The organism is Pseudonocardia oceanicola (genome assembly GCF_047200735.1).
Taxonomy (GTDB): domain Bacteria; phylum Actinomycetota; class Actinomycetes; order Mycobacteriales; family Pseudonocardiaceae; genus Pseudonocardia.
In genome coordinates this window covers 1-18401 of record NZ_JBJZON010000008.1, presented here as the reverse complement: position 1 = coordinate 18401, position 18401 = coordinate 1, and the positions used below count along the sequence as shown (strand labels likewise).

Below are 18401 nucleotides of genomic sequence, written 5' to 3'. Positions count from 1 at the left end.
GTATGGAACCATGACGCGAGTTCTGCGCCGGAACTTGCGCAGTAGGGAACCATGATGCAGAGGGCGGGTCACGGTTCCCCTCGTGCGGCTCACAGCGCGGCCAGCTCCTGCGCCAGATCGTCGAGGCCCAGCGAACCCTGCGACAGCGCGGCCATGTGCCAGGTCTTGAGGTCGAAGTCCGCGCCCCGCGCCGCTCGCGCGGCGTCCCGACCGGCCAGCCAGGCGCGCTCGCCGAGCTTGTAGCTGATCGCCTGCCCCGGCCCGCCCAGGTAGCGCAGCAGTTCGCTGTCGAGGAAGGCCGCGTCACGCCCGCAGTGGGCGCCGAAGAAGTTCCGGGCCAGCTCCGGGGTCCAGGTCAGCCCGGCGTGGAGCGGCGAGTCCGTGGGCACGGTCAGCTCCAGGTGCATGCCGATGTCGATGATCACCCGAATCGCCCGCATCAGCTGGGCGTCGAGGTAGCCGAGCCGCGCGCCGGCGTCGGTGAGGAAGCCCAGCTCGTCCATGAGCCGCTCCGCGTAGAGCGCCCACCCCTCGAGGTTCCCGCTGATCATCCCGGCCGAGGCCTGGAAGGTGGACAGCTCGCCCGAGCAGAGCGCCCACTGGCCGAGCTGCAGGTGGTGGCCCGGCACGCCCTCGTGGTACCAGGTGCTCACCAGGTCCCACATCGGGAAGCGGTCGCGGCCGAGGGTGGGCAGCCAGGTGCGCCCGGGCCGGGTGAAGTCCAGCGAGGGCTGCGTGTAGTAGGGCGCGGCGGCGCTGCCCTCGGGGGCGATCATCGCCTCGACCCGCAGCAGCTCGGGGGCGAGGTCGACGTGCGTGCCCTGCAGGGCGGCGATCGCGCCGTCCATGATCCCCTGCAGCCGGTCGCGGATCGCGTCGACGCCCTCGACGATCTCGCCGTGCGTCTCGAGGTGGGCCATCGCCTCGCGGGGTGTGGCGCCGGGCAGGATGCGCGCACTCTCGGTCCGCTGCTCGTCGAGGATGCGGTGGAACTCCGACCACGCCCAGTCGTAGGCCTCGTGGGGGTCGAGGTCGGCGCCGGTCCAGCGGCGGACGGCGGCGCGGTAGCGCTCCTCGCCGACGGCGTCGGGCACGCCGTCGGTCCGCGGACGGTAGTCGCGGGCGAGAAAGTCGCGCAGACCGGCGAGCGCCGTGGTCGCGGCGTCCGCGCTGCCCTCGGGGAGGCCGGCGTCGGCGGCGAAGGAGGCGAACCAGTCGGCGGCGAGCCAGGAGCCGAACTGGGTGACGACGGCGTCCACCTGGCGCGGCGCGGCGAGCAGGCCGTCCTCGGCACCGGTTCGGAGGCTCTCGGCGTAGCCGGTGAACGCGGCGGGGATGGCGGCGAGTCGCGCGCCGAGGTTCTCCCGCTCCTCGGCCGTGCCGGTGGGCATCAGCGTCAGTCTCGTGCGCAGGCGCTGGACCGGCCCGAACAGGATCTGGACGTTGCGGAGGTGCTCACCGAGTGAGCGGGTGGTCCGGGCCGCGGCGAGACGCTCGCGGAGCAGCCGAGCGCACCGGCGCTCGGTGTCGCCCACCGGCCGACCGGCGGCGTCGAGACGGGCGACGGTCTCGCGCTCGAGGGCGTCGAGCGCCTCGTCCCCGGCGGGGGAGAGGTCGGGTAGCCGGTCCTGGCCGGTCGGCAGGCCCAGCGAGGTGGCGAGCAGCGGGTCGAGCTCGGCGTGCGCGGCGACGTGGGCGTCGGCCAGGTCCCGGATCGTGCGTGCGGACATGCGGTCATCATCCGGGCCGAGCCCCGGACACGACGAAGCCGGGCCCCACGGGAGGTGGCCCGGCTTCGTGGTCGCTGCGGCGCGTCCGCCGTCTCGCGAGACCCGTTCGGGAAGATCAGGCGATCTCGGCGCGGCGCTCGCGGAGCAGGTCGAGACGCTCGTTGAGCAGCTCCTCCAGCTCCGGGATGGAGCGACGCTCCAGCAGCATGTCCCAGTGCGTGCGCGGCGGCTTGGTCTTCTTCTGCTCCGCCTCGACGCCGTCCACCCGGCGGCCCACGCCGCCCTGGGGGGACTCCCACGTCGCGGGGGCGTCGGCGTCGTTCGCGAAGGGCACCTCGAACTCGTGGCCCGAGGGGGAGACGTAGCGGACCAGCTGCCGCGGCGCCAGGTCGTGATTCCGGTCGGTCTCGTAGCTGACAGCCCCGAGCCGGCTGCCACGGAGCACGCGGTCGGCCATGCGTCATCCTCCCGTCTTCTGCCGAGGGGGGCACCCCTCGACGGTCATGTCGTCGCCACCGGGTGTAACGTCTGCAGCACAGAGATCCATTCCCGGCGGGTAGCATTCCGCGGGTCACGCCGACGTCGTGCGACCGTCGGTTGCCCGTTCCTGTCCCGACGTCAGAGTGTGGCCCATCGGGCGCTCTGCCACACGCGAATGTGACGTGTCAGCCGTCTGTGACTTAGCTCACCGGCATGGCGCGGAGTGTTTACACAAGGGTCGCTTCCCGTTACCCGCACACCTATGCGTCGCAAAACGTGCAGGTAGCGGTGTTTGCGCCGTGGAAGGTCGGGTGTCCGACGAACCCGGTGCCGGGCGGTCAGCGTGCCGTGGTCTCGGGCCGGCGGACCGGCCACAGCGCGAGCAGTCCCGCCGCGAGCACCACGAGGATCCCGGCGATGCCGGCCCGGTCCGAGCCGAACGCGTACGTGAAGTAGCCCACGAGCGTCGGGGCGAGGAACGACACGGCCCGCCCGGTCGTCGCGTAGAGCCCGAACATCTGGCCCTCGTGGCCGGGCGGGGTGAGCCGGGCCAGGTAGGTGCGCGACGACGACTGGGCCGGTCCGACGAACAGGCACAGCCCGAGCCCGAAGACCCAGAACGCGGTCGGGCCGGAGAGGAACAGCAGCACGACGCCGCACGCCAGGAGCCCGACCAACGACCCGGCGATCACCGCCTTCGGGCCGATCCGGTCGTCGAGCCAGCCCCCGGACAGCGCGCCGAGCGCGGACACGACGTTCGCCGCCACACCGAAGATCAGGACGTCACCCGGGCTCAGCCCGTAGACGCTCACCGCGAGCACGGCACCGAAGGTGAACACCGCGGCGAGTCCGTCCCGGAACAGCGCGCTGGCGGCGAGGAAGTACACGGTGTGCGGGCTCGTGCGGTGCAGGTCCCGCAGGTCGGTGACGAGCTTGCGGTAGCTCGCCCGCACGCCGAGCCGGGCCGGGCGCTCGACGGCCGGCGGGGCCTCGGGCACGACCAGGAACAGCGGGATCGCGGCCAGCGCGAACCAGGCCGCCGCGACGAGCGCGACCACCCGGACGTTGAGCCCGCCCTCGGTGCTCACCCCGAGCGCGCCGCCCTCGCCGGCGATGAACAGCACGTACACCGCCAGGAGCAGCACGATCCCGCCGAAGTACCCCATCGACCAGCCGAAGCCGGAGACCCGGCCGATGGTCGCGGGCGTGGAGATCTGCCGCAGGACGGCGTTGTAGGAGACCTCGGCGAGCTCGAAGAAGATCGACCCGAGGCCGAGCAGCAGCAGGCCCAGCCAGAGGAGGTGCCAGTCGTCGCGGACCAGGAACAGCAGGGCCATCGACCCGATGGTGGCCGCGGTCCAGATCGCGGTGGAGCGCATCCGCCGCCCGGCGCGGTCGGCGCTCTGCCCGACCACCGGCGCCAGCAGCGCGATCACGACGCCGGCGGCGCCGATGGCGTAGCCCAGCCAGCTGTTGGCGTCGACGCCGCCGGGGAGGTCGCGGCCGACGGTGTCGGTGAGGTAGACGGAGAAGACGAACGTGAGCGTGATCGTGGTGTAGGCCGACGAGCCCCAGTCCCAGAAGGCCCAGGCGAGCACCTGGCGGCGCGAGATCGGCGCGTCTCCGGTGCGGTTCGCGGGGGCGGCCTCGCTGCTCACCGCGGCAGCCTAGTGCGGCCGCCGCCCCCACCGGGGGATCGGACACCGGCCCCGGGCGGCCGGACGCGGAACCCGGCGGGTGGGCCGGTCGCCGCCCTCACAGGGCGATCAGGAGGTCCGGCCGGTCGGACAGCAACCCGTCGACCCCCATGGCCAGCAGATCGCGCATCTCGGACGGGTCGTCGACCGTCCAGACGTGCACCTCGAGGCCGGCGCCGTGCGCCCGGGCGAGCAGCCGGTCGTCGACCACCGTCAGCGGGCCGAAGTGGCGGGGTATCTGCGCGAGACTCCCGCGGACCCGGGGCAGCACCGGCTCCAGGTAGGGGAGGGCGGAGGGGGCGGCGTCGAGCCAGGCCCGGGAGCGCAGGCCGAGGACCGCCTCCATCCCCATCGAGGTGAGCAGCCGCGGCCCGGCCGCACGAGCCCGCCGGAGGCGACCCTCGTGGTAGGCGCCCAGGCACACGCGGTCCCACGCGTCGAGCCGCTCCAGCACGGCAAGGGTGGGCAACACGACGGCGGCGGTCTTCAGCTCGATGGTGAACCGGGTCTCCGGCAGCGCCGACAGCACGGCCTCCAGCCGCGGCACGGGTTCCCGCCCGGCCACCCGGGCGTCCTCGATCTCGGCGGCGCGCAGCCGGTCGAGTTGCCCGGTGCCGTCGGTGGTGCGGTCGAGAGTGGGGTCGTGGTGCACCATCGGCACGCCGTCGGCCGAGGCGTGCACGTCCATCTCGAGGTAGGAGAAGCCGTTCGCCACCGCGAGCTCGAAGCCCGCCAGGGTGTTCTCGCAACCCGCGAGCTCGCCGACGTGCCAGCCGCGGTGGGCGTACCGGCGCGGGTAGGGCCCGTCGAGGTACGGGTGCCTGTCTCCACTCATGGTCGGCTCCGCGCGCTCCCCTCGGTGCCGATGGTCGGCTCCGCACCCTCTCACCCGCACCCGATCACGCGCGACGGGGAAGGCGTTGCCGCTCGGTGAACAGCAGGGGCTCGAGCAGGTCACCGTACGTGTCGAGGCGCGCCGGCAGATCGTCGAGGGTGAAGACCAGGTCCCCCGGCCTGCGGCAGGCGCGCACCTCCTCCCAGGTCACGGGCGTGGCGACGGTCGGGCGGGCGCGCCCGCGCAACGAGTAGCTGCCGATCGTGGTCTTGGCGGTGTTGTTCTGGCTCCAGTCGACGAAGACCTTCCCGCGCCGGCGCGCCTTCGCCATCACGGAGGTGACGGTGCGCGGGGACTCCTCGGCCAGTCGCTCCGCCACCGCCTTGGCGAACTCGATGGTCTGCTCGGCGCGGCTGACCGTCACCGGCAGGTAGAGCTGCAACCCCTTGCCTCCCGACGTCCGCGGCCACGCCTCGAGGTCGTCCTCGGCGAGCACCTCGGCGATCCGCTGCGCCACCCGGCAGCACTCGACGATCGAGGTCCCCTCGCCGGGGTCGAGATCGAACACGACGAGGTCCGGGGCGTGCCGGCCGCCCCGCGGCCCCACCCGCCACTGCGGCACGTGCAGCTCGAGCGCCGCGAGGTTCGCCGCCCAGGCCAGCGCCTCCTCGCTCTCCAGGAGCGGGAAGTCGGCGGACTCCGACCGTCCGCCCGGCGTGCCGACCCGTTCGGTCCGGACCCAGTCCGGTGCGTGCCGCGACACGTCCTTCTCGAAGAACGAGGGTTTGTCGACGCCGTCCGGCCAGCGGACGAGCGTGACCGGCCGGCCCTCGAGGTGGGGCAGCACGACCGGCGCCACGGTGCGGTAGTGCGCCAGCACGTCGGCCTTGGTGGTGCCGGTGAGCGGGTAGAGGACCTTGTCCGGGTTGGTCAGCTTCGCGCGGCCGACGCCGGCCTTCCCCGCGGGGCGCCGGCGCGGCCGCTCGGGCTCGTCGAGCTCGCCCACCTCCGTCCACGTGTCCGACCGCTTCCCCGGCAGGTACGGCGAGTCCGCCCGCTTCGCGACGACGCCGGGCAGCCCCTGCCCGCGGACGGCGTCGAGCACGGCGGGGCCGGTGTCGGCGGGGTACACCGGGGCGAGCCGCCAGTGCGGGCCGGACAGCGGGAGCTCGCCGAGCAGGGCGTGCCGGTCGGCGAACCCCAGCCCGCAGGTGTCCCGGCCGTCGAGGAAGAGCAGGTCGGAGATCCACAGCTCGCCGCCCCTGGTCAGCTCGGCGTCGAGCAGCAGCGCGGTCGCCCCGACCGACGGCCCGAGCTCGGCGAGGGTCTTCGCCGGGACCTCCTCACCGTCCGCGGTCACGCGCACCCGCCCGCCGTCGATCTCGACGATCACGCGGCGGCCGCCGAACCGGACCTGCAGCAGCCAGCCCTCGGGGTCCTCCGGCAGCCCGTCCGGCACCCCGCGCATGGGGGCGGTGTCGTGGGGGAGGGGCGTGCGGTCGGTCGGGTCGGAGCGCTTGAGCAGCCAACCGTCGCGCCGCTCCCGGTTGCTCTTGACCAGCACGTACTTCCCACGGGCACGCTCGCCGTGCAGCGTGAAGGCGACCTCCCGGTCGGACCACTTCTCGGTCTCGTAGCGGCCGTGGTCCCAGATCGTCATGGTCCCGCCGCCGTACTCGCCGCGCGGGATCTCGCCCGAGAACTCCAGGTACTCCAGCGGATGGTCCTCGGTGCGCACGGCCAGCCGCAGGGTCTCGGTGTCGACCGGCAGCCCCTTCGGGACCGCCCACGAGGCGAGGACGCCGTCGCGCTCCAGCCGCAGGTCCCAGTGCAGGGCACGCGCGTGGTGCTCCTGGACGACGAACCGGTCGCCGGGCCCGGGAGCGGCGGGATCGGTCTCGGGGACGGGTTCCGGGGTGCGCCCGCGGTCACGCCTGCGGCGGTACTCGTCGAGCGGCACCGGCCCAGATTAGTCCCGTCCCGGGCTTGTCAACGGCCGTGATCGTTTGCAAGCATAGCCTTACCTGACGAAAGGCTGGCCTGGATGTATGTCTGCATCTGTCACGCGGTGACGGAGGTCGAGCTGCGCGACTGCATCGGCGAGGGCGCCCGCACGGTCGAGGAGATCGGCGACGTGTGCGGCGCCGGCACGAGCTGCGGGACCTGTCTCGACAGGGTCGACGTCCTGCTGACCGCCGAGCTGGCCCCGTCGGTGATGTCCGACCTGCCGCTGAGCGCCTGAGCCTTCCGGTCCGGGCTCGCGCTGGAGCCGTTCCGCCACCCACCCCACGGACTCCGAATCCGGACAGGTGAGGCTAGCCGTCGCACAGCCCGTCCTTCATGGACCGGTCCGAACCCGATCCACTACCGTCCGTGCGGCCCATCACAGCGGACGAAGGACGGTGCCATGCGCGGGGACCCCGAGATCATCTCCCTGCTCAACGAGCAGCTCACGAGCGAGCTGACGGCCATCAACCAGTACTTCCTGCACGCCAAGATGCAGCAGAACTGGGGCCTGACGAAGCTGGCTGCCCACACCCGTGCCGAGTCGATCGACGAGATGCGGCACGCGGAGCGGATCACCGACCGGATCCTCTTCCTCGAGGGCCTGCCGAACTACCAGCGGTTGTCCCAGCTGCGGCTCGGCACGAACGTCCGCGAGATGCTGCAGTCCGACCTGGCGATCGAACTCGAGGTCGTCGAGCGGCTCCGGCCGGGTATCGCGATGTGCCGCTCCAAGGGCGACATCACCACCGCGAACCTGTTCGAGGAGATCCTCGCCGACGAGGAGCACCACATCGACTACATCGAGACGAACCTCGAGCTGATGGACCGGCTGGGCGAGCAGCTCTACCTGGCCCAACTGGTCGACCAGCCTCCCACGCCCGGCTGATTCCGCGTTCGGCCCGCAGGGAGTACGAAGGTCGCGGGGTGTCCACCGGGGACGCCGAGGGGGACCGTGGCCATGACCGAGAACCTGAGTGCGGACGACCGTGCGGGAGGGGCCGGGCAGCGCCCGGCCGACGCGATCCGGGCCTTCGCCGGTGCCGTCTGGTGGATGGTGCTGCTGCGCGGCGTCCTGATCGCCCTGTTCGGGATCATCGCGCTGGTCAGTCCGGGGATCGCCCTGCTGACCCTGGTGTTCCTGTTCGGCTTCTACGCGATCCTCGACGGCGTCGTGGCCGTGGTGATGGGGGTCCGGGCCCGGAAGACGGCGGCGCACTGGGTCTGGCCGGTGGTGCAGGGTGTGCTCTCGGTGATCGCCGGCCTCGTCGCCCTCTTCTGGCCCGGCGTCACGGCGCTCGCGCTGCTGTTCGTCATCGCCTTCTGGGCGATCGTCATGGGCGTCGCGGAGATCGCCGAGGCGTTCGCGGCGCGCCGTACCGGCGCGCACGCGTGGGGCTGGACGCTCGTCGCGGGCATCGTCAACGTCCTGTTCGGCCTCGCGCTGCTCGTGTGGCCGGCGACCGGCGTCCTCGCCCTGATCTGGCTGGTCGGGGTGTTCGCGCTGGTCGGCGGGGTGATCCTGATCGGCTGGGCCTTCCGGATCCGGGCGATCGCCAAGGGAGCGGCGACCACCCGCTCGTCGACGAACCCGGCCTGACGCGCGGGTGTGGGCCCGGCCCGGGTCGCGGGCGGGCGCGATCGAAGATATGTTCGAAGCATGACCGATCGCGACACCCGGGAGCAGACCACCACACCGGCCGCGAAGGACCCGGAGGACTGGACCACCGGCGACGAGCCGATCACGGGCCCGCAGCGCTCGTACCTGGAGACGCTCGCGCAGCAGGCCGGCCACGAGTTGCCCGAGGACCTCGGCGGTCTCACCAAGGCCGAGGCGTCCAAGCGCATCGACGAGCTGCAGTCCGCGGCGGGCCGGGGGCGGTGACCGGCCCGTTACCGTCGGTCTCCTTGCGGTGAGCTGACGACGCGGTTGAGCGCGGTTTCACGGGGAAACTCCCCTCACCTCCGAGGGGAGGTCGCGATGAGGGACCGGGCGGACGGGGACGGGACACCACGCGAGGTCGAGGTCGTGGACCGGCCGAAGCTTCGCCGCACCGTCGGCGGGACGGCCGTCGGCAACTTCATGGAGTGGTACGACTTCGGGGTCTACGGCTTCCTCGCGACCACGCTGTCGTCCGTGTTCTTCCCGGCCGGCTCCGGGCTGGCGATGGTGGCGACCTTCGGCGCGTTCGCGGTGTCGTTCCTGGTCCGACCACTCGGCGGGTTCGTCTTCGGCCCGCTCGCCGACAAGATCGGGCGCAAGCGGGTGCTCACCATCACCATCGGGATGATGGCCGCGAGCACCACGGCGCTCGGTGTGCTGCCCGGCTACGCGGCCATCGGGCCGTGGGCGGTCGTCCTGCTCTTCGTGGTGCGCGCGGTGCAGGGCTTCTCCACCGGCGGCGAGTACGTCGACGCGATGGTCTACATCAACGAGCACGCCCCGGACCGCCGGCGCGGCTTCTGGGCGAGTTGGTTGCCGGTGGGCACCCTGACCGGGTACGTGGCGGGTTCGGGCCTGGTCACGGGCCTCACCGCACTGCTCGGCCAGGAGACCATGCTGGCCTGGGGCTGGCGCGTGCCGTTCCTGACGGCGGCGTTGATCGGCATCGTCGGCGTCTACATCCGACGGCAGCTCGACGAGAGCCCGGCCTTCGAGCAGCAGGACGACTCCGGCGCGGCGTCCGGCCGGTCGCGCTTCCGCCGGACGGTGATCGACCAGCGGCGCCCGCTGCTCATCGTCATCGGGCTGGTCATGGCCATCAACGTCGCCGTCTACACGCTCACCGGATACCTGCCCACCTATCTGACGACGGCCGTCGGGATCGGCGACACCGCGGCCCTGCTGCTCATCCTCATCGTGCAGGCGATCCTGCTCCTCCTCGTCACGCAGGTGGCGCGACTGACCGACAAGGTCGGGCGGAGGCCGGTGATGCTCGTGGGCAGCGGGCTGATGCTCGCCGGTGCCGTTCCCGCCTACCTCCTGATGGGCCGGGGCGCCTACCTCCCCGTCTTCGGCGGCGTCCTGCTGATCGGGTTGATGGCGCTCACCTTCTTCGCGGGCGAGCCGTCGACGCTGCCGGCGCTGTTCCCGACGGAGGTGCGCGGCGGCGCGGTCGCCGTCGGCTACAACATCTCGGTGTCGGCGTTCGGCGGCACCACCCCCTTGATCGCGGAGTCGCTGGTCACCGCGACCGGACACACCCTGTTCCCGGCCTACTGGCTGATGTTCGCGGGCGCCGTCGGCGCGATCGCCGTGTGGTTCGTGCGCGAACCCGCCGGGCGGCCCCTGCCGGGCACGCGGCCCACCGCCGAGACCGAGGAGGAGGCCCGCAGGCGAGCCGGGGCGTCCGAGCCGGGGACCGACCCGGACGCCGCCGGCCGAGCGGGCCACGGGTCCTGAACCGAACCGTCGTGCCCGACGACGGCGCTGCCGTCGCGCCGCGGGACGTGGCACGATCACCCCGTGGCCGGCAGACCCGATGCGAGGGAGCACCTGCGTCACCTGGCACGGCTGCGGCGGGTCCGGGACCGGATCGACCGCGAGTACGCCCGCCCGCTCGACGTCGAGGCGCTGGCCCGCGGCGAGCACATGTCGGCGGGGCACCTCAGCCGCGAGTTCCGGCGCGCCTACGGCGAGTCGCCGTACTCCTACCTCATGACCCGGCGCGTCGAGCGGGCGATGGCGCTGCTGCGGCGGGGGGACCTGAGCGTCACCGAGGTGTGCTTCGCGGTCGGCTGCTCCTCGCTCGGGACCTTCAGCACCCGCTTCACCGAGCTCGTCGGCATGCCGCCCAGCGCCTACCGCAGGCAGGCCGCGGAGGCCACGGCGGGGATGCCCGCCTGTGTGGCGAAGCAGGTCACCAGACCCGTCAGGAATCAAGAAGCCCCGGTCGCCGGGCCCCCGCTAGCGTCGCCGACATGAGCGATCTGACCATCCACCAGACCTACCTCCCGCACACCGGCAAGGACGAGGCCCTCGCGTTCTACCGCGACACACTCGGCTTCGAGGTCCGCAACGAGGTCGGCTACAACGGCATGTACTGGATCACCGTGGGCCCCGCCGGCAGCGAGACGTCCATCGTCCTGCACCCGCCCGCCGCCGACCCGGGGATCACCGAGGACGAGCGGCGCACCATCTCCGAGATGATGGCCAAGGGCACCTACGCCGGCCTCAACCTCGCCACCAAGGACCTCGACGCGACGTTCGAGCGCCTGCAGAAGGGCGACGCAGAGGTCGTCCAGGAGCCGACCGAGCAGCCCTACGGTGTCCGGGACTGCGCGTTCCGCGATCCCGCCGGCAACCTGATCAGGATCCAGGAACTGCGCTGAGCACGCGCCGGACGGAGGGGGAGAGGATGAGCACGTCCACGGAGACGCGGGTGCCCGCGGCGCACGCCGCCGACAGCCACGACCTGATCCGCGTGCACGGCGCACGGGAGAACAACCTCAAGGACGTCAGCGTCGAGCTGCCGAAGCGCCGGCTCACGGTGTTCACCGGCGTCTCCGGATCGGGCAAGAGCTCGCTGGTGTTCGGCACGATCGCCGCGGAGTCGCAGCGGCTGATCAACGAGACCTACAGCGCCTTCGTGCAGGGCTTCATGCCGACCCTGGCGCGCCCGGAGGTCGACGTCCTCGACGGGCTGACCACGGCGATCATCGTCGACCAGGAGCGGATGGGCGCCAACCCCCGTTCCACGGTCGGTACCGTCACCGACGCGAACGCGATGCTGCGCATCCTCTTCAGCCGGCTGGGGCAGCCCCACATCGGCTCGCCCCAGGCCTTCTCCTTCAACGTCGCCTCGATCAGCGGCGCGGGCGCGGTCACCATGGAGAAGGCCGGGCAGACGGTGAAGGAGCGGCGCGAGTTCAGCATCACCGGCGGCATGTGCCCGCGCTGCGAGGGCCGCGGCTCGGTGAACGACATCGATCTGACCGCGCTCTTCGACGAGAGCAAGTCGCTCAACGAGGGCGCGATCACCATCCCCGGCTACAGCATGGACGGGTGGTACGGCCGCATCTACCGCGGCTGTGGCTTCTTCGACCCGGACAAGCCGATCGCGAAGTTCACGAAGCGCGAGCTGCACGACCTGGTCCACAAGGAGCCGACCAAGATCAAGGTCGAGGGCATCAACCTGACCTACGCCGGACTGGTCCCGCAGATCCAGAAGTCCTACCTGTCGAAGGACATCGACGCGCTGCAGCCGCACATCCGCGCCTTCGTGGAGCGTGCGGCCACCTTCTCCACCTGCCCCGAGTGCGAGGGCACCCGGCTCACCGCGGCGGCCCGCTCGTCGACGATCGACGGGATCAGCATCGCCGACGCCTGCGCGATGCAGATCAACGAGCTCGCCGACTGGGTCCGCGGGCTGGCCGAGCCGTCGGCGGCACCGTTGCTCACGGCGCTGGGGGAGACGCTCGACTCGTTCGTGGAGATCGGGCTGGGCTACCTCTCGCTCGACCGGCCCTCCGGCACGCTGTCCGGCGGCGAGGCGCAGCGGACCAAGATGATCCGTCACCTCGGCTCCTCGCTCACCGACGTCACCTACGTCTTCGACGAACCCACGATCGGCCTGCACCCGCACGACATCCAACGGATGAACGACCTGCTCCGGCGGCTGCGGGACAAGGGCAACACCGTGCTCGTCGTGGAGCACAAGCCGGAGGCGATCGCGATCGCCGACCACGTCGTCGACCTCGGACCGGGCGCGGGCACGGGGGGCGGCCAGGTGGTCTTCGAGGGATCCGTCGAGGGACTGCGGGCCAGCGGCACGCTCACCGGGCGGCACCTCGACGACCGGGCCTCGCTCAAGCCGTCGGTGCGCACCCGGTCGGGGGCGCTCGAGGTCCGCGGCGCCACCACGCACAACCTGCAGGGGGTCGACGTCGACATCCCGCTCGGGGTGCTCTGCGTCATGACCGGGGTGGCGGGTTCGGGCAAGAGCTCGCTGATCCACGGGTCGGTGGCCGGCCGCGACGGCGTGGTGGTGGTCGACCAGGGCGCGATCCGCGGCTCGCGGCGCAGCAACCCGGCGACGTACACCGGGCTGCTCGAGCCGATCCGCAAGGCGTTCGCCAAGGCCAACGGCGTCAAGCCGGCGCTCTTCAGCGCCAACTCGGCGGGGGCCTGCCCGACCTGCAACGGCGCGGGCGTGATCTACACCGATCTCGCGATGATGGCCGGTGTCGCCACGATCTGCGAGCAGTGCGAGGGCAAGCGCTTCGACGCCTCCGTGCTGGAGTACCACCTCGGCGGCAAGGACATCAGCGAGGTGCTCGCGATGCCGGTGGCCGAGGCGGAGGAGTTCTTCGGCTCGGGCCGGGCGCGCACGCCGGCCGCACACAAGGTCCTCGAGCGGCTCGCGGCTGTCGGGCTCGGATACCTCACCATCGGCCAGCCGCTCACCACGCTGTCCGGCGGCGAGCGGCAGCGGCTCAAGCTGGCCACGCACATGGGCGAGAAGGGCGGGGTCTACGTCCTCGACGAGCCGACGACCGGCCTGCACCTCGCCGACGTCGAGCAGCTGCTCGGCCTGCTCGACCATCTGGTCGACTCCGGCAAGTCGGTGCTCGTCATCGAGCACCACCAGGCGGTCATGGCGCACGCGGACTGGATCATCGACCTCGGACCCGGCGCGGGCCACGACGGCGGTCGGGTCGTGTTCGAGGGCACGCCCGCCGAACTCGTCGCCGCACGGTCGACGGTGACCGGCGAGCACCTCGCGGCCTACGTCGGCGCCTGACCGCCGCCGTTCGCGGCGGGGGGGGCGGACCCCACAGGGGGCGTGCGGCGGAGCGGGCGCGACAATCCGATCGTGGACGTTCCGCGCGTGGTGCACGACCTGCAGCCGCTCGTCGCCGCCCGGGCGACGGTGCCCGGCGGGGTGGTGTGGCGGCTGACCGAACCCGGCCGGCAGTTGGACGCCAACGTCCTCAACCTGGATGCCGGCCAGGTGATCGAGACCCACACCGAACCGGACCTCGACGTCCTCGTGGTGGTCGCGGCGGGGTCGGGAACCGTCGAGGCCCCCGGCGAGCGACTGGCCCTGACCGCCGGGACCGTGTTGTGGCTGCCCCGCGGCTCCACGCGCCGGTTGGTCGCCGGGCCGGAAGGGCTCGGTTACCTCACGGTCCACGGTCGTCGCCCGGGCCTGCAGATCAGGTCGGCCCCGCCGTCGAGGTGACGGACGGTCGTTCGGGTCGCCGAGGACGGCGGGCCGGGAGGTGCAGCCGGACGCCGGGTGAAGTCGGCACCGTGCTCACCCGGCGCGACGGTGAAGGATTGCGGACGACCTCGCTCCCCGGCCCTGCGCAGGGCGCGCCGCGCCTACGCTGACGGTCGTACACGACAGGGCCCGGTCTCCGCGGCACGCACTCGGTCGGCCGGGGCTCCCGACAGCCGGAACCGCGGTGGCATGCGGCCCCACCAGGAGTGGAGGCAGGAGTGCCCGTCCGTCGAGGCATCGGGACGTCAGCGGTGGCGGACGCCGCCCGGTCGTTCTCCTCCGCACTTCCCGTTCCCGACCGGGGCGGTGCCCTTCCGGACAACGGTTCCCGGCCGACCTCGCCGCGCGTGCGCGAGGCCGCCGAGGACCTGGGCCTTCGGGCCGTGCGGGCGGCCGCCCGGCTCGTCGGTGGGCTCGCCGTCGGCGGTCTGACGCTGTCCGTGGCGGTGGCGTGGGCCGGTGCCGAGGCGGCGCGGGCGGTGCGTACACGGGCAGTCCGGCACCGGGGCCGCACGGCGGCTGCCGCAACCCGCACACCGCCCGCTGCACCAGGCGCCTGTGTCTGGTGCGGTCACCTGCACGAGCGCCACCCGGTCCTCGTGCACGCCGACCGGCTCGCCGTCCGGTTCTACGAGACGATCACCGGCTGACGCGGGCGCTCGCCACGGGCCGGACCGACGTGCCGCGGTTCCACGCGGCCTGCCGTCGGTAGGGATTCCCGCCCGTGCGTGGCTATGGTCGGCGAATGGCGACACCGACCCCGGCGCGGGTTCTCGTGATCGGACTGGACCCCTACCGGGTCCCGGGACCGTGGGACCCGGAGCCGGTGGCGACCGCGGTGGCGGAGTCGATGGCCCGGTTCGCCGAGCGGGGGATCGGCGCTCGGAGCTGTCTGATCGGGCTCGACGGCATCGACGACGCCGAGGCCGTCGTGACCTCGGCGCTCCGCGACCAGGTGTGGGAGTGCGTCGTGGTGGGAGGCGGTCTGCGCAAGGAGGACGAGCAGCTGGAGCTCTTCGAGGCGATCGTGAACCTGGTCCATCGGTACGCTCCCGACGCCGCCATCGCCTTCAACCGCACGCCCTCCGACGTCGTCGAGGCTGCCACCCGCTGGCTGTGCTGAGCCGGCACGGGCGCGCACTCGCCCGGATGCCGGGGGAGGGCACGTCCTGCCTCGACCACGGGCACGAGCTCGGGCACCATGGCAATCATGACCGAGAAGGAGGTCCGCGCCCGGGACGAGCAGGACTCCGGTGACGCGCCCGGCGTGATCGCCTCGGTCGGCAGCGTCCGGACGGCCGACAGCCTCGCCGTCGCGGGCAGTGTGGACACCACCAGCAGTGTCGCCGTGGCCGGGAGCGCGGCCACGGCAGGAAGCATCGGCGTGGCCCGGAGCGCGGCCACGGCCGGCAGCGTCGCGGTCGCCGGGAGCGTGGCGACGGCCGGGAGTGTCGCGGTCGCCGGAAGCGCGGCCACGGCCGGCAGCGTCGCGGTCGCCGGGAGCGCCGCCACCGCCGGCGCCCTCGGGATCGTGGGGAGCCTGCTCACCGTGCTCGGCGTCGGCCTGCGCAGCTGCGTGGCCACTCTGGCCTGCGTGAACTGCACGCGGTGCGTGGGCTGCATCGGGTGCGTGGACTGCGTGGACTGCGTCGGGTGCGTCGGCTGCGTCGGCCTCCGCGGGGCGGTCGACCAGCGAGGTGTCCGCGCCTGACCCCCGCGAGCGTCGGGGTGCGGGCTGCCGAGACCTTCTGTCGAGGGGATGCGAGCCCGACGTGGGCGGGTCGCCGGTAGGGCGAGGTGTGCTCGTCGGCGCGGTGGCGGTGGGGTTGGGTCGCTCACGCCCCGCCGCTGCCGTAGGGCCGGGTGATCACCTCTAGATTGTGGCCCTCCGGGGACTCGAAGTAGGCGCCGCGGCCACCGTCGTGCGTGTTGTGGCCCGGCGTGCCGTGCCCCGGATCGGCGAAGATCGGCACGTCCCGCTCCCGCAGCCTCCCGACGACGGCGTCGAACTCGGCCTCCGAGACCAGGAACGCGTAGTGCTGCGGATGCACCTCGTCGCTGTGGAGGTAGTCGAGGCTCGCCCCGTCGGGCAGCGCGACGACGCTGAACGGCCCGAAGCGGGTCGGCGCGGGCAGCCCGAGTACCTCGGCGAGGAAACGCGCGCCGGCCTCCTGATCCCGGGTGGCGACGATGGTGTGGTTGAACGCGACGGCCATGGGACCGAGGATGCAACCTCGACCCGGGTTCAGGTCAAGAGCTGCTCCGCACCGACCGGAGAGCTGCTCGAGCAGGCCGAGTCTGGAGTACGGTGTGCCAAACCGCTGCTGCGGCGACGTTCCATGCCTTCCGGGTGGCACATGCCGGCACGGAGCGGCCCACGACCTCGGCGGGCGCCGTTCCGGGCGCCCCCGGTCCACGCCGACCAGCTCAACGCCTGTCAGCCGGACCCGCTCGCCGTTCTCGGCACGACGTACGCACCACTGCGTATGTCCGGCTGCCGTGGTCGGTCACGAGACTGGACAGTTCCTCGACCCCGGGAGTTGCAGAGATCGGTCGAGCCGGGCACCAGGAGGACATCCATGGGCAGCGAGAGCGGCTACATCCTCACCGAGATCTGGAGAGCGAGGTCGTCGTGGCTCGCGCTTTCCCTGGAGGAGCGACAGCAGTTCTTCCTCGAGAAGATCGGTCCACTCATCATGAGCCTGGTCGAACAGGGTGCCCAGTTCCTTGGCTGCGCCATCAACGACAACACGGGGCCGGAGCGCATGAATTACCGGTACATGGCGGTGTGGAAGCTGCCCGACAAGGCTTTCAGTGACCGACTGGAAGCCGGCGCGAAGGAAGCAGGATTCCTCGACTACTTCGAGCAGGTCAATTTCAGTGGCAGGCTCATCACACCGGACGTGATGAACGCCGACATGATCCAGCTCGATGCGTAGAGACCGCGGGTCCGGCCGGTAGTCCTGGCATCAGGTGCACTCCCGTCCTTCAGGTGGTAAGGCGACGTGTTCAGCGGCGACGTGTTCGTCCTCCCCTCCCTGTCCCTGCCGCAGGAGTTGCTCGAGCACGGCGCCCGACCGGAGTTGTGCTCGTGGCCGTCGGGTTCACCCTGCTCGGGACGTCCGCCGGGTCCAGGTGACTGAGTGGGCGGTCAAAGGTGCCGGTCTGCCTGTCCCCGGGTCTGCTGGTCGACCGGCCGGCCGACGCCCGAGGCAACGGTTGTCGAGCCGGTGGAGTCCCGGGCGAGACGGCGGGGGAGCAGGCGGGGGCTGATGTGCGGCTTGGTCGTCGAGGACGAGGCGCCCCTCGCCGAGGCCGTCGCCCGCGGGCGGTGGCGGGGTGCTCACGCCGGACTGGTGAACCTTGTGCACTTCTTCGGTCAGGGCTGCGGGATGACGACTGTCGTCGAGGCGGTAGCCGACCCCGCGGACGGTGAGCACGATGCTGGGGCTGCCGGGGTCTTTCTCGATCTTGCGACGGAGGCGGCGGATGCGGACCTGGCGGCAGAGCCTCGTGATGCTCTCATCGATCAGCGCGCCCACCACGATGACCAGATCAGGCTCCTCTCCGGCGAGGATGAACTCCCCAGGGACGGCGTCGGGACGGACCGTCGACACCGCGAGCGGGATGTGCCGGCGGAGGGACTCGCTGAGGAGCGCTTCGCGCACGACCGCGTGTTCGCGGCCGCCAGCAGCGGCGCAAGCTGCGCTCAGCACGGTCACACGTCGTGCGTCGCCTTGGTTCACCGGACGCGGGTAACCCGCGGGACAGCAATCATGCCGAGGGCCCCAAAGCCCCCGCGCGTCCTCAGATCAGAGCTTCCCCCGCTTTGCCGGAGTGTCTTTCCCCCGCTTTGCTGGAGTGTCTGAAGACTGGTTCACGGCGCGATGAGCCCGCAGCTGACGCCGTTGGTCCATGGGCAGTCGCCCGCGTACTACTGCTGGAACCTTATGACAAGCCGTGTGCGCGTTTCCGCGGTTGTCGTGACCAGCCCCGCGGGCCAGCATCTGCGCTCGCCGGCCGTCGACCATGGCCTCGAAGATCCAGGCCTCGATCACGACTCTCGGCGCCACTCAGCCCGCCCGACCCCAGGCCTCACCAATGACCTGCGACGCTGGTGACGTCGTCGTCGCCCGCCGGGAGTTCTTGCCTCTGCTGCAACTCCCGATTACCCAGTGGTAAGCCGACGTATTTGAAGGTGTCGAGTTCGTGCCTCTGGCGCGAGGTGAAGACGCTGCCGAAGCCGGTGGGTCCCGGTCCTGTCGGTCCTGCGTGGCAGGCTGCGGCTATGAACTCGTCAGGCGCGGATGCCACTTCGGGGGAGGTCGAGCGGTGGCGCGACGAGGTCGAGGCGCGGGTCTCGGCGATCCGAGACGCTGTGCTCGCCGCGTATGAGGCGGGCGACGACCTTGGTGATGTGCTGTCGGGG

General features: G+C 72.0%; 19 protein-coding genes and 1 pseudogene. 13 read left to right on the top strand and 7 right to left on the bottom strand.

Translation table 11 applies throughout. From position 1 onward, the window contains the following. Window positions 1-89: 89 nt before the first annotated feature. The 5 genes from ACL02T_RS13820 to ligD all read right to left on the bottom strand — a co-directional run bounded on the left by ACL02T_RS13820 (window position 90) and on the right by ligD (window position 6702). Window positions 90-1730 carry a DUF885 domain-containing protein gene (locus ACL02T_RS13820; protein ID WP_412831097.1) on the bottom strand — a complete coding sequence of 547 codons (1641 nt, stop codon included), beginning with the start codon at window positions 1728-1730 and terminating at the stop codon, window positions 90-92. Between the two features lie 115 nt (window positions 1731-1845). Continuing rightward, window positions 1846-2187 (bottom strand): RNA polymerase-binding protein RbpA, encoded by a 342-nt coding sequence (locus ACL02T_RS13815; RefSeq protein WP_412831096.1) that lies wholly within the window; start codon window positions 2185-2187, stop codon window positions 1846-1848. 361 nt (window positions 2188-2548) lie between these two features. Continuing rightward, the gene (locus tag ACL02T_RS13810) at window positions 2549-3868 is read right to left on the bottom strand and encodes an MFS transporter (protein WP_412831095.1); all 1320 of its coding nucleotides are present in this window, start codon (window positions 3866-3868) and stop codon (window positions 2549-2551) included. A 97-nt stretch (window positions 3869-3965) separates the two neighbouring features. After that, window positions 3966-4742 carry a glycerophosphodiester phosphodiesterase family protein gene (locus ACL02T_RS13805; RefSeq protein WP_412831094.1) on the bottom strand — a complete coding sequence of 259 codons (777 nt, stop codon included), beginning with the start codon at window positions 4740-4742 and terminating at the stop codon, window positions 3966-3968. 64 nt (window positions 4743-4806) lie between these two features. Then, window positions 4807-6702, bottom strand: coding sequence for a non-homologous end-joining DNA ligase (gene ligD, locus ACL02T_RS13800; RefSeq protein WP_412831093.1), 1896 nt, complete (start codon window positions 6700-6702; stop codon window positions 4807-4809). 84 nt (window positions 6703-6786) lie between these two features. On the opposite strand from ligD, the gene ACL02T_RS13795 reads away from it, so the two are divergent. The 12 genes from ACL02T_RS13795 (at window position 6787) to ACL02T_RS13740 (ending at window position 15683) form a co-directional block, all read left to right on the top strand. After that, window positions 6787-6984 carry a (2Fe-2S)-binding protein gene (locus tag ACL02T_RS13795; protein ID WP_412831092.1) on the top strand — a complete coding sequence of 66 codons (198 nt, stop codon included), beginning with the start codon at window positions 6787-6789 and terminating at the stop codon, window positions 6982-6984. Between the two features lie 165 nt (window positions 6985-7149). Beyond that, window positions 7150-7635, top strand: a complete 486-nt coding sequence (gene bfr / locus ACL02T_RS13790) for a bacterioferritin (protein WP_412831091.1) — start codon at window positions 7150-7152, stop codon at window positions 7633-7635. A 72-nt stretch (window positions 7636-7707) separates the two neighbouring features. Further along, complete coding sequence (locus tag ACL02T_RS13785) at window positions 7708-8346, top strand: HdeD family acid-resistance protein (protein WP_412831090.1); 639 nt, start codon at window positions 7708-7710, stop codon at window positions 8344-8346. A 60-nt stretch (window positions 8347-8406) separates the two neighbouring features. After that, window positions 8407-8631: a DUF3072 domain-containing protein gene (locus ACL02T_RS13780; protein WP_412831089.1), complete on the top strand. Its 225-nt coding sequence runs from the start codon at window positions 8407-8409 to the stop codon at window positions 8629-8631. A 96-nt stretch (window positions 8632-8727) separates the two neighbouring features. Then, window positions 8728-10149 (top strand): MFS transporter, encoded by a 1422-nt coding sequence (locus tag ACL02T_RS13775; RefSeq protein ID WP_412831088.1) that lies wholly within the window; start codon window positions 8728-8730, stop codon window positions 10147-10149. A gap of 63 nt (window positions 10150-10212) precedes the next feature. Further along, window positions 10213-10671: a helix-turn-helix transcriptional regulator gene (locus ACL02T_RS13770; protein ID WP_412831087.1), complete on the top strand. Its 459-nt coding sequence runs from the start codon at window positions 10213-10215 to the stop codon at window positions 10669-10671. Next, window positions 10668-11078, top strand: coding sequence for a VOC family protein (locus ACL02T_RS13765; RefSeq protein WP_412831086.1), 411 nt, complete (start codon window positions 10668-10670; stop codon window positions 11076-11078). The genes ACL02T_RS13770 and ACL02T_RS13765 overlap by 4 nt, the downstream gene beginning before the upstream one ends. Before the next feature lie 26 nt (window positions 11079-11104). After that, window positions 11105-13489, top strand: coding sequence for an ATP-binding cassette domain-containing protein (locus ACL02T_RS13760; protein ID WP_412831085.1), 2385 nt, complete (start codon window positions 11105-11107; stop codon window positions 13487-13489). 72 nt (window positions 13490-13561) lie between these two features. Further along, window positions 13562-13930: a cupin domain-containing protein gene (locus ACL02T_RS13755; protein WP_412831084.1), complete on the top strand. Its 369-nt coding sequence runs from the start codon at window positions 13562-13564 to the stop codon at window positions 13928-13930. A 260-nt stretch (window positions 13931-14190) separates the two neighbouring features. After that, window positions 14191-14622 carry a hypothetical protein gene (locus ACL02T_RS13750; RefSeq protein ID WP_412831083.1) on the top strand — a complete coding sequence of 144 codons (432 nt, stop codon included), beginning with the start codon at window positions 14191-14193 and terminating at the stop codon, window positions 14620-14622. Window positions 14623-14717: 95 nt separating this feature from the next. Beyond that, window positions 14718-15095, top strand: a complete 378-nt coding sequence (locus ACL02T_RS13745; protein ID WP_412831082.1) for a hypothetical protein — start codon at window positions 14718-14720, stop codon at window positions 15093-15095. Window positions 15096-15182: 87 nt separating this feature from the next. Beyond that, window positions 15183-15683 carry a hypothetical protein gene (locus tag ACL02T_RS13740; protein ID WP_412831081.1) on the top strand — a complete coding sequence of 167 codons (501 nt, stop codon included), beginning with the start codon at window positions 15183-15185 and terminating at the stop codon, window positions 15681-15683. Between the two features lie 124 nt (window positions 15684-15807). Here the strand turns inward: ACL02T_RS13740 and ACL02T_RS13735 are convergent, their stop codons facing one another. Then, window positions 15808-16188: a VOC family protein gene (locus ACL02T_RS13735; RefSeq protein ID WP_412831080.1), complete on the bottom strand. Its 381-nt coding sequence runs from the start codon at window positions 16186-16188 to the stop codon at window positions 15808-15810. A gap of 363 nt (window positions 16189-16551) precedes the next feature. Here ACL02T_RS13735 and ACL02T_RS13730 point away from each other — a divergent pair, with 363 nt between their 5' ends. Next, the gene (locus ACL02T_RS13730) at window positions 16552-16911 is read left to right on the top strand and encodes a DUF6616 family protein (protein ID WP_412831079.1); all 360 of its coding nucleotides are present in this window, start codon (window positions 16552-16554) and stop codon (window positions 16909-16911) included. Between the two features lie 471 nt (window positions 16912-17382). Here the strand turns inward: ACL02T_RS13730 and ACL02T_RS35165 are convergent. Beyond that, a pseudogene (locus ACL02T_RS35165) lies at window positions 17383-17487 on the bottom strand (winged helix-turn-helix domain-containing protein); the annotation flags it as partial. Window positions 17488-18401 lie beyond the last annotated feature (914 nt).